General features: G+C 58.2%; 12 protein-coding genes and 1 tRNA gene. 1 reads left to right on the forward strand and 12 read right to left on the reverse strand.

Annotated elements, in window-relative coordinates:
* Window positions 1-9 precede the first annotated feature (9 nt).
* The 11 genes from KF712_04065 to KF712_04115 form a co-directional block, all read right to left on the reverse strand.
* Window positions 10-2883, reverse strand: coding sequence for a DEAD/DEAH box helicase (locus KF712_04065; protein MBX3740140.1), 2874 nt, complete (start codon window positions 2881-2883; stop codon window positions 10-12).
* A complete protein-coding gene (locus KF712_04070; GenBank protein ID MBX3740141.1) occupies window positions 2880-3134 on the reverse strand; it encodes a hypothetical protein in 255 nt (84 codons plus the stop codon). Before KF712_04070 ends, KF712_04065 begins: the two co-directional genes overlap by 4 nt.
* Before the next feature lie 37 nt (window positions 3135-3171).
* Complete coding sequence (locus tag KF712_04075; GenBank protein ID MBX3740142.1) at window positions 3172-3348, reverse strand: CopG family transcriptional regulator; 177 nt, start codon at window positions 3346-3348, stop codon at window positions 3172-3174.
* A 249-nt stretch (window positions 3349-3597) separates the two neighbouring features.
* Window positions 3598-4947 (reverse strand): hypothetical protein, encoded by a 1350-nt coding sequence (locus KF712_04080; protein MBX3740143.1) that lies wholly within the window; start codon window positions 4945-4947, stop codon window positions 3598-3600.
* Window positions 4944-6371 (reverse strand): hypothetical protein, encoded by a 1428-nt coding sequence (locus KF712_04085; protein MBX3740144.1) that lies wholly within the window; start codon window positions 6369-6371, stop codon window positions 4944-4946. The genes KF712_04080 and KF712_04085 overlap by 4 nt, the downstream gene beginning before the upstream one ends.
* Before the next feature lie 43 nt (window positions 6372-6414).
* A complete protein-coding gene (locus KF712_04090) occupies window positions 6415-7677 on the reverse strand; it encodes an AAA family ATPase (protein MBX3740145.1) in 1263 nt (420 codons plus the stop codon).
* Complete coding sequence (locus KF712_04095) at window positions 7661-8203, reverse strand: hypothetical protein (protein MBX3740146.1); 543 nt, start codon at window positions 8201-8203, stop codon at window positions 7661-7663. The genes KF712_04090 and KF712_04095 overlap by 17 nt, the downstream gene beginning before the upstream one ends.
* A 182-nt stretch (window positions 8204-8385) precedes the next feature.
* On the reverse strand, window positions 8386-9357 hold the full coding sequence (locus KF712_04100) for a hypothetical protein (protein ID MBX3740147.1): 972 nt from the start codon (window positions 9355-9357) through the stop codon (window positions 8386-8388).
* Between the two features lie 103 nt (window positions 9358-9460).
* On the reverse strand, window positions 9461-9712 hold the full coding sequence (locus tag KF712_04105) for a hypothetical protein (protein MBX3740148.1): 252 nt from the start codon (window positions 9710-9712) through the stop codon (window positions 9461-9463).
* A gap of 74 nt (window positions 9713-9786) precedes the next feature.
* Window positions 9787-10479 carry a hypothetical protein gene (locus KF712_04110; GenBank protein MBX3740149.1) on the reverse strand — a complete coding sequence of 231 codons (693 nt, stop codon included), beginning with the start codon at window positions 10477-10479 and terminating at the stop codon, window positions 9787-9789.
* 9 nt (window positions 10480-10488) lie between these two features.
* On the reverse strand, window positions 10489-11541 hold the full coding sequence (locus KF712_04115) for a site-specific integrase (protein ID MBX3740150.1): 1053 nt from the start codon (window positions 11539-11541) through the stop codon (window positions 10489-10491).
* 76 nt (window positions 11542-11617) lie between these two features.
* Here KF712_04115 and KF712_04120 point away from each other — a divergent pair.
* Window positions 11618-11690, forward strand: a tRNA-Ile gene (locus tag KF712_04120).
* A 31-nt stretch (window positions 11691-11721) separates the two neighbouring features.
* Here KF712_04120 and KF712_04125 read toward each other — a convergent pair.
* Window positions 11722-12633, reverse strand: coding sequence for a metallophosphoesterase (locus tag KF712_04125; GenBank protein MBX3740151.1), 912 nt, complete (start codon window positions 12631-12633; stop codon window positions 11722-11724).
* Window positions 12634-12704 lie beyond the last annotated feature (71 nt).

The raw sequence follows: 12704 nt of genomic DNA on the forward strand, positions 1-12704 counted from the left end.
TCGATAGGTTTAAACAAGTTCCCAACGGACGAAGAACAGCTCTTCGGTTGTGCTGTCCTTCTTAAGGCGTCGGTCGGCATCCACCAGCAGCTTTTCCCTTTGCCGATCCACCTCATCCTGAGCCTCGAATATGTCCCTCCGCTTGTCCGCTCTAAGACGCTCTAGCGAGAGAACCTGACGCTGCCAATGCACCTTGTCATCGAGGTTGCCGACAGTTCTAGCCTGCTTCTTCGCCTCGCCTATCTTCGCATCGAGGTCCCGGAGTTCGTATTCCAAGGCGGATTTGCGGTCGCCTGCCCAGTGATCGAGTTTCTCCATCTCTTGGTCAAAGGCACGGGCATGGCGCTCGTTGATTTCCAAAATCACCCGGTTTTCCTCTGCCGAAAGTGCGCTTCCAATACGTTCAAGTTCCCCCGGTGTGGGAGCAATTTCGTCCAGAAGCTCGCCCGGGCAGTCCAGCAGGCGATGGCATTGGGCCGTGGCCAGCGCGGAGCCTCCCTCGATGAGGCCGACCAGGAGCAGATGGTCTTCTGAGTCATCCGCCGACTTTACGCTCAAGCATCTGGCTGCCAGTGAACCGCAAGTCCCGACTAGCGGGGCCAGTTCCACGGACTGACCTGGGGATGTGGAGCAATGGAGGCGAAGCGTTACCGGGGGAGTATTTCGCGAGATCGCGTCCCTGATAACCTCCTTGGCGAGCGGATGATGCAAACGATACCGGTGCGCATGCACGGGGTCTCTGGCCATCTCATACCGCCCATTCGGAACCGAGTGAGGATCCATCCCGGAATAAGGGGCGCTCTTTAGCACGAAGGCATGTTCTTGATCGTAGAAGGTTGCCCTGTCTTCGAGGATGAAGCGGCTCACCTTCCATAAAAGCTGCTCAACGCGGGAGAGGTGTTCGCGGCTTTTTGTCGTGTGATGGCGGAGCTTTTCGGCAACCTCAGCGTCGAAGTTCTCCAGGAGTTTTCGCTTGGTCTCGGCGATCTTGGTATTGATCTGGTCTTCCAGCTCATCCTGAAGTTGCTTGAAACCGCTCTCTATTTCATCCGGGGTGCGGCACTTCTGGTAGATGGCGACGATCCTCTTCTCAAAATCGACACCAGATTCAATGGATCCGAGCACTTCGTCGGATGATCCGAACACCCCGGAGAACAGGTTGAACTTCTCGGACAGAAGTTCGAAGACCCGTTGGTCGGCGGCGTTCTTTACGTTAAGGAAATTGATCACCACAACGTCATGCAGCTGGCCGTAGCGGTGACAGCGTCCGATCCGTTGTTCGATGCGTTGTGGATTCCATGGCAGGTCGTAATTCACCACGAGCGAACAGAACTGCAGGTTGATGCCCTCCGCAGCGGCTTCCGTGGCGATCATGATCTTCGCCTCTTCGCGGAAGTAGTCCACGAGTGCCTGCCTTATGTCTGCGGAGCGTGAGCCGGTGACGCGGTCGCTATCCTTCCATCGCTCTTTCCAGACTTCGTAGATCGACCGCGACTTTTCATCGTTATTCGATCCGTTAAACAGCACGATAAGGTCCGCGTACTCGGTTTGTGCCAACCTGCGGAGCAGGTAATCCTGAGTGCGCCTCGATTCAGTGAAAATAATGGCTTTTTCTGGGGCGTTGTTTCGACGCATTGCTTCGAACCCTTTTTCCAAAGCCGTGATCAACGAGTCGCCCTTTGCGTTCTCCGTGATGTTCACAGCGAGATCCCGGAACTCTTCCAAGTCCCGGATCTCGGTTTCGATCAAAGCCCTATCCTCGTTGGTGAGAGCCGCGGGAGGTTCATCGGACTCCCATTCGTCCTCCAGTTCCTCGTAGCCTCCATCCAAGTCTTCTTCGAACTCAAACTGGGCATGATCCCGTTGCGAGTTGTCGGCGCGAATGACAGCCCTCAGCTTTTTGACAAGTGTCTCAAGAGCGCCGGCAATCGCGAAGGTGGAAGACGCCAGCAGCTTGCGCAGGATCAGGGTCATCAAAGTCCGCTGTGCGCTCGGTAATGCAAATAGCTGTTCTCTCCGAAGATACTCAGAGACCACGTCATAGAGCCTTGCTTCGTCAGGCCCGGGGTCGAATGGTTCTGTGAGTGGGATCCGTTCTGTGTAGCGGATGAACTCAACTACCTGGCGTCGCAACGTCCGGTGGCAGAGAGGCTTCAGGCGTGCCTTGAGGTCGGCAAAGGTGTCGGTGCTATCCAGTCGCGCGTATTGGGCCTGGAATGACTTTCTGTCGCCGAAGGCGAAGGGGTCGATAAATGAGACGAGACCGTAAAGCTCCAACAGTGAGTTTTGGAGTGGCGTGGCCGTTAAGAGGATTTTTCTCGGGCCTTTGAGCGCAGTGCGGAGCTTGTTGGCAATTTTATTGGTTGGCTTATAAACGTTTCTCACCCGGTGCGCTTCGTCTAAGACCACCAAATCCCATGGAACGCCGACGAGATACTCTTCCTTGTTAGCCGCGAATTGGTAGGAGCATATCAAGATGCCCGCTTCGGGTTGATTGAATGGGTTTGATAGTCCATCCTTTGTCGCCTGTGTGAACGTTCTCGCTTCGAGAATGTGTGTGGGGAGGTAGAACTTCTCAGCAAGTTCCAGACTCCACTGCTTCCGCAATGAAGCAGGCATGATCAGAAGAATCTTGCGGCGACCCTCCGCCCAAAACTGTGATAGGAGGATTCCTGCTTCGATCGTCTTCCCCAAGCCGACTTCGTCCGCCAGTATCGCACCGTTGGACAGAGGGGACTTGAATGCAAAGAGTGCGGCTTCGACTTGGTGCGGATTGAGATCGACCTTTGCGTCCGCCAAAGCACCGCCAATCTTTTCCATGCTGCCCGCCGGGCCACGGCGGGAGAGTTCGTAAGCAAGGTATTTGGCTTGGTGTGGGGTCATGTGATCACCAGAAGTCGGAGGCACTTCCGACGCAGAACTAAGCCTACCTCGATCCTCTTTCCAAGCCGACCTTCGTCTGCCAGAAGCACCCCGTTCGAAAGCGGCGACCGGAGCGCGAATATAGCTGACTCGACCTGATCGGGATTCATGTCGACAAAGTCGTCGAAGAGGGCTTTTCCGATTCGATTAACACCCGCGCCACCGACGCGACTCAGCTCGTGCGCGTAGAATTTGGCGTGGTAGGGCGTCATGATTGAGTGGAAAGTGAGTTGCCAGGGGTGTATACGACTACTCCTTCGGTCCCGAACGATCGAGGTATTGAGAGATTGCGTCCCGGATGACCCAAGCAAGGCTAACTCGCTTATCTTCGGCAATTTGCTCGAGCGCCTTTTTATTCTCTTTGGGGACGCTGATAGACAGTCTCACGACTGTTTCCCGCTCGGCAGACTGACGATGGTCCTTCATTTCTCACCACTTCGCACCAAAGTGGTGAAAAGCGCAAGAGGCATCTCACAGTCAGGACGACCCTGGTGGATAAAACGGGAAGCCGGACAGCTCATCGAGCCATGCTCGCCGGACGAAAAATGGAACCGCAAGTCCTGGGAGAAATGACCGGGATTCGAGAGCCTGTTCAGGCGAAGTTTGGAAGGGTCGGAGATGAAAACCGTCGAGTGTGGCGGCTTTCAGTGATGCAGTGCTAAAAAACGGGCGAGCTCAGGAACTTCCGGAGCCATTCTCTTCTGCTGACAAGGAACTGAGGAAACCGCGGCTCTTCCCGACATCGAAAGGCGGAGTGAACCATGTTTCATTTCCGTCGTCGTCTTCGGTGCGAATGACTATCCCGTCTTCGGCAAGGAGGCCGAGCCGGATCCGAAGATTTTCGGTCGAGAGGCGATGAAACTGCCGAACCAGCTCGCGAGTGTGCAGTGGCTTTACTGCAAGTTTATCGACGATGGCGGCATCCACAGGATTGGTCGTTCCGTTCTCCGGTGTAGGGAAGATTCTGCGAAGGGTGTGGATATGACCCGCATGGATGAACCGGGCGACCTTGCAGGCCAGTTCAGCCAGCGGGCGGTGGTTTTCTGGATTCGGTTTGTGCTCCGTCCGCTCAATGCTCCAGAGAACGGTGGCGAGCTGCCACGGCAGCATCGGGTGGGGATTGAGGAGAGTTTCACCCATTCCGGCGATCTGGATCTTGCTGCCTTGTTCGGCAACGGCATGGTCGAGAAGCTCCACGATCTCAGGCTCTGGAAAAAATGTCTGCGGCGCATCCATCCGCAGGGTGAAGAGGTGATTGAAGAAGGAGCGATAGTGGTCGGACAGATGATCGGCGACGAACGGCAACGGGGTCATGGCCGGCAAGGTCAGCAGCCATCCAAACGGCGGCAGCGTCTCAAACCCGGTCTTCCGGAACAGCTTCTTCACTGGATCGAACTCCGCCCAGCCATGGATCGAAACACGGGTGGTGGCATTCGGATTACCGGCCTCGGCGAACAGGGAGTTGGGACGGCAGCGTTTTCCAAGAAGGTCCGCATGGCTGCGGTGGCCGATGGCCAGCGCAATCAGATCGGAACCGAATGCGTTGGCTTCAGGCTGGCTGCGGATGGAACCTTTTTCGGCCACATCGTGAAGGAAATCGAACATCGGAACGGTCATCTTCGGCACGGACGTCCGCATCAGACGCTGCAGAGGATCCGGGATGAGATCTTCGACGGGGCCATACATCTGCTTCAACCGTCTGGCGGTATTGATCTGCTTGGGCGTTGGCTGGGCGATGAGGAAACGGTTCGCCCGGTCGGTTACCGTCTGCTGGCGTTCCACCGCCCGTTCGACGGCGGTTTCGAACCACGCGGGGCAGCGGTCGTCGTCGGTCAGGATGGTGGCGGGAGAGCGGATGATCTGTGGGGGCTGACCGTTCTCCCTGCGATAGCAGGCTTTCGCTCCGAGCATCACGGTGCCGAACAACAGGGCGTGAGCGAAGATGAACTCAGCGGGAACGCCGGTGCACTCCCCGACGTTCCGGCAGGCCGCTATCAGGCTTCTGGTGTGCAGTGTTGGATTCATCGGTCGTTGAGGAATGAAAACGAGAGGGAGGGCAGCGCTTCGTCGAAGGAGCGGTTTCCGAGACGCAGTCTGCCGTCGGGCTGGCGGTCGAGGACCTCGGCCTCCACCAGGACATCAACCACCGGGCGATAGAGGCTGGTGCGTTGCTGATCGAAGGTGCGGACGAGACCGCTGAAGGAGATGAGCTGCTTCTCCTGGATCTTGCGGACGATCTTCCGCGCGCGGCGGATCAACTCATCCAGCTCCGCGGCGTGGACCAGTTCCTCCACCTGCTGGCAGTGGCGACGGAGAAGGTTGTGGGAAGCGTCGAAGACGGCGGTGATCACCTCGTCATCTCCCGGCGGCTGGTACTGCTTCATGTGCTGACCGAGCATCATCAATGCCCACACCATCGACTGAGGGAGATTTCTGATGGATGAACCGACAGGCGCCGGAGAGGAGTCACAGGTCGCGATGAAGCGCGAGAACTCCAGTTGGAAGCGCGACGCAGCCTCCGAGGTGGCGAACTTGGCCACCAGCGGCATACCATTGCGGCGGAGAAGCGCGATCCGGGTCGTGGTGCGGCCGAAAAGTTCGCTGAAATAGGATGCAACCGGGTCAGAGCGTGTGGTGGTTGACGTGTTCACCAGCAGGAGCGACCGCTCCAGCAGCGGAATGATGTCGGGTACCAACTGACGGAGCGTGGTCGTGTCGGCTCTGAAAATGGCCTGGAGGCGCGCGGGCCGGTTGTGTTCGACGCCGACCGGATATTTTGGCGATGGCATCAGAATCTCGGTGCCGTTCATTAGCCGGAGAAACTGATCGACCTCCTTCTTCCGCTTGGGTGACGAGATCAAGGCATGCAGCGGAATGTCCGCGCCGAGAGCGTGCGAAAGGTGGCAGCCGGGGAGCAGCTTCGAAATATCCGCGAGCGCCGGGGATTCCAGCATCAAGGCGGGACGGGTGATAGCCTCGACGCGACGCTGGATTGGGTCTGGATTGAGGTCGCCCTCCCCGTTGGCGACGTGGTTGGTATCCCGATCGAAAGCCGGTCCACGACGAAGGTCCCGGAGCATGACGGATTCGATATTGTCCTGAGGCCGCGCTTTCTCCGGATCCCCGGCGAACGAGGCGTGCGAGATGTAACGCAGCGCGGCGGGATTGATCCCTGCCATGGTTTCGAGGATCTGGCGATTGATCCGGCGGGCCGGACTGAACAGCAGGTTGACGGCGTGGGGCAACATGCCCTGGGTTGCGGGAACGACCAGATGCAACGAAGGCAACTCCTCCATGCCGCAGGGATGGTCGATGTATCCGGCAGGACCGGCGAGGCCACCAAGGACGGAGGCCACGATCGTGAGGCCGTTGTCGGGATCGACGCCGACGGTGGCGCACCAATGATCGATGCCGGTCAGGATACGGGCGTCTGGTTTGAAAGTTGGCATGGATGGCGAATTCATGGATTTTCGATGTTGAAAGGATTACCCGTCACTGGGGCTGCTGGACGGGTGTGAAGCGCTGCCGTCTGCCGTCGAGGAACAGCGGAAGCACGCCGCCGCGTGGACCGTTGCGAAGTTTTCCGATCTTCACACCGTCATCGGCGATGAAGAGCAGAGCGTCGGCATCCTGCGCGATGGCACGGCTTTCGCGGGTCTTGCCCTCCTCGTTGAGCTGGGTCGCCGTGATCACAGGGCAGCGGTGTTCCTTTGCAAGCTGCTTGAGGCCACGAGAAATCCGCGCGACTTCCTGCTCCCGGCTTTCACCACGCTTCCTGTCTCCTTCGACCAGTTGGATGTAATCGACGACGATCAGACCAAGCGGACCTTCCGTATCGCGGATGATGCCGCATTCGGTAGCGATGTGGTCGATGGTCTGGCTGGAACTGTCGTCGATGCGGAAATCAAGCTCCTGAAGATTCGCCAGCGTGGATTGAATCCGTATGAGCTCTCCTTTCGTGATCACTTCCCCCGGTTTGGTGATGTGGTTAAAGTCGAGGTCGCCAAACACGGTAGCCAAGCGACCGGTGACATCACGGACACTCATTTCGAGCGAGAACACCGCGACCCTGCCTTTGCTGGAGATCACTTCGGAAGCGATCTGCGTCATGAGAACCGATTTGCCGCGGCTCGTCTGGCCGCCCACCACCCACAGTTCCCCCGCACGCATGCCGCCCGACACCGCATCAAGCGCCGCAAGACCTGTCGGAGTGCCCGGAATGGCTCCGGCCTCCCGGTCCTCGATGAACTGGCGAACGAAGGCCGCCGTGGCCTCCTTGGCGTCCGCACTCCGGCGAGGTCCGCTTTTCGCCACGCTGATGGCATCCAGTGCGTCTTTGAGGGCGCTTTGGGCTTCCTCGCTGTCCTCATAGCCGTCCGTGCCCTTGTGGGCTTGAATATAGGCTATCCGGAGTGAATACGCTTCCTGGAGCTGGTCCAGCCAGAGGCTCCATCCCGCCTTTGGCTGATGCGCGGGGGAAAGCAGGGTCTCCATCATCAGGGTTCCGCCTAGGGCGTCAAACTCACCGATGGTCTGGAGATGCTGGGTGAAGGCCACCGCTTCGATGCTGCCGTTGTCCTCGATGAACGAGGCAACGGCCTTGAAAAGGGAGCGGTGGGTGTAGAACGATTCTGAAGTTACTCCACGGGCACGGAGGCGACGGAGATATTCCGGATCGTGGAAGATCGTTGCGATGATCGCTTGTTCGGCGATGTCGGCGGTGGGCGGACCTTTGATGTCAGATGGAGAAGGCACTGGAGTGTTTGGTTTGTTGAGGTTGATTTCCAGGGATGTCGCCACCGCGTTCCTGGGCGCGGGTGAACCAGTATGTCAGGAACCGGCGGACGTTTTTCTTCCGCTTCGCCGGGTTGCCGCGGAGCCACTCGCCTGCGGCTGCGATCTGGCGGGGAAGGTCGATGGCGGGGTAGGCGACCGCCCATCGCGAATGGTCGCTGGGAGTAATCCCGACGAAACCCTCTTCGGGAGACCAATGGATGTCGGACTGCTTCGGCGGCTTCGAACCGGAACATGTTCCGTTCGGAGCAAACGAAGTGGTGTCCGTATTTCCGTTTTTCCTTATATCAGTATGGTTAGTCGTTGTTGGCCCGTTGTTCGTCCGTTGCTGGATTGTTCCCGGAATGTTGTCTGGTCCGTTGTCAGCTTCAGGAGAAATGCTGAAAATCATTGTGTTTGTGATGGTTGCGATCGTTCCTTTGTTCGTTCCCCGGAACGTCACCAATCCTGCTTCCTCCAGCGTTTTCTTGGCGTGACGGTATTGCATCTGCGACCGGAGCCCGGCGTTCTTCCAGTCCCCGATGAAGGCTTCGCCCGCCCTCAACTTCGTGATCGGGCAACCCTTCCACCTCGCCCGGCGGGCGATCTGGCAAAGGAGAAGGAAGGCGGCGGGATACCGTTTCTGGAGTTCCTCCGCTTCTGCGGAACACATCATACGGATCCAACGGCTCATGAGACCTCCTTCCTGTTGATGTCCGGCAGGGAGTCGAGAAACCAGCCGTCGCGGGGTGTCATCCGACCGGCATCAGGATCGAAGTAGAGAACCCGCTGAGGCGTCCGACCGTCGCGAAGGCCGCCGGGCATGCGGACGAATTGGCTGCGGGCCCAGGTCGCCGGATCGGCGCCAAGCGCCACCGCGTAGTCCATGAAACGCTTGAGTTCGTGCTCGGGAACATCAGCGCAGTACCACCAGGCGTGCAGTGATTTGCCGCCGGAGTGGACCACGATGGTCAAAGGCGCAAACTGTTTCAGGTGACCGATCAGCACCGCCTGGGAATCCAGAGTGCCTCCGTCGAACTCGGTGACAAGGTGCTGGCGGGGGCCGGTGTTGTCCAACGTGTGGGCCGAGAGGCGTCCGGTGCTCTTCACCTTGCCCAGCTTCCAACGCATGGCGCTGGGAACAATCAGGGAGTGGCGGTGGAGACGGCTGCGAAGCACCTCACGGGGCTCGGTCCAGAAGTCCTTGGAAGTCGTACCGGCGCAGAGCAGCGGGTTGCCGGGAAAGAGCGCATCGATGATGTCTTCAGTGCTTGGCGGAGCGGCGCATGCGACCGGACTTTCCTCTGTGAGGTTCTCGATGGATTTCACCGTCGACTGGTTTGCTGCCGCCTGAATCAGACTTTCGTTCACATCCGGCCAGCGTGGTTGCTGAGGGAAATTTGAACTGGCGCTCGTTCCGGAAGGAGTCCATGCGACCGCCTTTGAGTTGCGGACGGCACGCTGAATCTCGGAGAAGGGAACAACGCGTCCGCAGTCTTCCACGGCGATCTGCAAGAGACGAATGATGTCGGCTTCGGACAGATGGTGGTGGAGATGCCGGGCAACCTTGTAGAGCCAAGGGTTGACACCATTTCCTGCGAGAGGGCAGGCGCTGATAAGGTATCTCAGGAACGGAGGAAGTTTCGCAAAAGGATGGTACATGACGGCAGGAATGAAGTTGTGTGCCGCCCCGTTGTTTGGTAGACTCCCTGCAGGTCCTCAGAAAACCGCCGGGTCGTTCTCCTGCACGGAGGCGGCCCGTTTTTTAGCCGACGTTTTTGCCAGCATGGATCAACTTAAGAGTCGTCAAGCCGGAATTGGGTTCCTTGCCACTAAGCCCGCTGGAAAGACGCTTGGCTTCTGATGCGGGGACCAATGCGTAGCCGTAGCCCTTGATGACCGCGATTTTGTTCTTCTCGGCCAAGCGATACGTCCAACTGCGGTCTTTGCCGAAGAGTTTGGCAAATTCCGCGAAGGTGTAGGCGGCCCGGTTGTCTTTGGTAGTGTGTTCGGACATGTGCGAATTCGTCGCACATTGCCGCGTGTATCCCCTTGGCATCGGGAATCGCGACCGATGCCAAGAGCGTTCCGTCACTCGCCCAGCGATTTGCGCCAACTTTCCGGTGGAATTCTATCATTCCAACCGAGACGGGTGAGTTGGCGAGAAAGGTCAGCTTCTGTGATTCCCTCATCTTCAGAGGAATTTATGCTGAAATTCTCAAGAATTTCCTTTCTTGTCGGAACCCGTCCAAGATGCCACTGGAGATGCTTGATGCAGTCCACCACCAGCCAGGTTTTAGGCTGTCGTTTCATGCGTTTGTTGGTTGCCCGATCCAGGAAAACACCCTTACCGGTATTACACGCTATCTCATAAACTACGCCGTCCCGGATCATTTGCTCAAACTGATCTTCAGGGAAGGCGTCTACAGCCTGATAATTTCCGCCCAGAGCAGGTGCAATGTTCTTCCCATTCAACATCAGGTAATGAATATCCGGGAGAGCCTCTTTCCAGGCTTTGGAGAAATCATCGAACGCTTCGAATTGTCCAGCGACTGCCGCATTATCGAGAGTTTGCCGCAACACGTCCCACTCTTGGGAGAACGGCTTTCCAAGCTCTCGAGCCGCCTTGATCACGGTAACGATTTCGTGAATAACCACTGTGTCCCTCGTCGGGTTTCGATAGAATTTGGGAAGAGCGCTCGATGCCAAAGCGGCTTCAATTTCAGCCTCGGGAATTAGAGGATATTCGCGGTTTCTTTCTTCAGGCGAGAGGGATGCTTTCATGGGGGGTGTTCAAATTTGCACTTTTTTGATTTGGGTATCTGAATGGCGCGAGATGACATGGCCATACGTCTTCGCGGCCAAAATTCCACCATCTCTGTGCCCCAACCAAGACGCTATGGTTGGCAGGTCCACCCCGGCTTCGATGCAACGAGTGGCGAAAATGTGCCGAAGGTCGTGCACTCTGAGATGGGGTAATTTCAGGCGTTCACATGCATTTTCAAGGGCGATGCGAGGTGATCGGATAGGCATTACGTGGGAATCGGGTTCAGGCGCAAAAAGTTTCCGAAGTTCAAGAAGAACCGTTCTTGCTGCTCCAGTGAGAGGCACACGACGGAGGGCATCATTCTTCGCCGTGCGCACGGTCAATGCATCCTCGCTGATGTCCTTCCACCTAAGTGCTTGGGCCTCGCTTATCCTCAGCCCGGTGGCCGCTAACAGTCTCACAACAGCCGCGGTCGCCTTACTTGATCGCTTCCGCTGGGAAGCGATCTCCTCAACAATGATTGCGAACTCCTCAGCCGAAGGAATGTCCCGGTGGGCGACTATCGGATTTAGACGACTCAAATCGTCTGGCAGATTCCTCGTGATTTGCCGGGCTTCAATCGAACGTTGATAGGTGCGACGAAGAAGCGCCAGTGCCCCATTATAGCGTGTTCTGCTTGCCAGGGCAGCGTATTTGTCCAGCCATGGGCGCAGATCAGCAAGGGTAACCCGGGGGAGGGCCTTGTCGGCCGGTCGCGAAGGGATTGTATCGCTGACGAGCAGGAGGCTCTTGGCGATCTGTTGGTAGTAGTGCTTTGTGGTTTGTTTCAGCGTCGCGTCGTCACGGTGGGCCTCGTCGACGATCGCGGCGCGAAGTGTCCCTGCCGTCTTGGCTGCTGTAGCGCCGCGAAGATCCTCAAGGACCGCCGCTAGACGCTCCTTGGCGAGGTTGTAGTCATCGGTTTGAAGAGACTGTCGTCGGATCTTGCCATCGACCTTCACCACCGCGTAGTAATTGCCCGCGCGATGCCTGAACAAGTTCTCCACTTTCGACCTGCTGAATTTCGCAGTCTGCTTCATTCTGTTGCAGTTTGTTGCTTCGAGGGGAGATACCACAGGGAGACATTCCTGTCAAAAATCATCGCAACCCATTGAAGGGCCTGTAGCTCAGCGGTGAGAGCAGGGGACTCATAATCCTTTGGTCGTGGGTTCGAACCCCACCGGGCCCACTTTTCCTTCCCCCTCTCCGCCGCCCGGGGGTCAGACGAGCTTTTTCCGGGTCGGCTCGGGGCCGAAGCCGGTGACGTCGAGGCGGCCGGGGTGGCAGTCCACGATGGCAAAAGGATTGTCGGTGGCGGTTTCGACCATGCCCTTGAAGTTGACGTGGTGGCAGCGCGCCTCGTGGGTATAATTGCCCTTGTGGTTATGGCCGCTGAAATACGCCGCCACATGCGGATGGCGGCCGAGCAGGGCGACGATCTCGCCGGAGTTCCAGAGGCGGTGGGAGTCGTCAGCGGGCAGCAATGGGAAATGACCGCAGATGATGACCCGCTGGCCCGCGTTCCCAGCAGCGGTCAGCTCCCCGTCCAGCCAACGGAGCTGGGCGTCACCCAGAGCGCCATTCCATTCCCTGGCATTGTTGGCCTTTTTCGCAGCCAGTGCGGCGAGCCGCTGTTTTGCCTCCGCAGTGCGCGGATCCGCGGCGGGGTGGCGGTAGGTGGAAACCTCGGTGCCGTCGATGACGACGATGCGCCATGGTCCATGGGAGAAGCTGTAGTGCGCGGAAGAGAGGCCGACTTTCCCGAGCACGCGCGGCTTGTCAGCATCCGCCACGGCAAAGTCATGGTTGCCCAGGACGATGCGATGCGGGGCTTTCAGCCTCGCATAGCGCTCCAGCACGGGATCGAAGCTGGCGAAGTCCCGGTCGATGAGATCGCCCAGGGTGATGACGAACGCGAGATCATGCCGGTTAAGCTCCGCGATGCAGGCGTCCAGCTTTCCGAGCGATGCACGGTAGTGGCGGGTGCCGGCGGGCGGGGCATCAACATACTGGGGATCCGCGATGACACCGAAGCGGAGCTGCGGCGCCGGGCTGCCGGGTGCCGCCATGAGTGGAGCGGCTCCCAGCGCAGGCAGCCCCAGGGTGAGAAATCGGCGGCGGCTGAATGACATTGCCCCAAAGCGTGGTTGCCGGGCGAGGGATGTCAATTTCCCGCGGGCGGCGGATTGGTTTCATGAAGACG

It is taken from the genome of Akkermansiaceae bacterium (genome assembly GCA_019634595.1).
Lineage (GTDB): Bacteria > Verrucomicrobiota > Verrucomicrobiia > Verrucomicrobiales > Akkermansiaceae > Luteolibacter.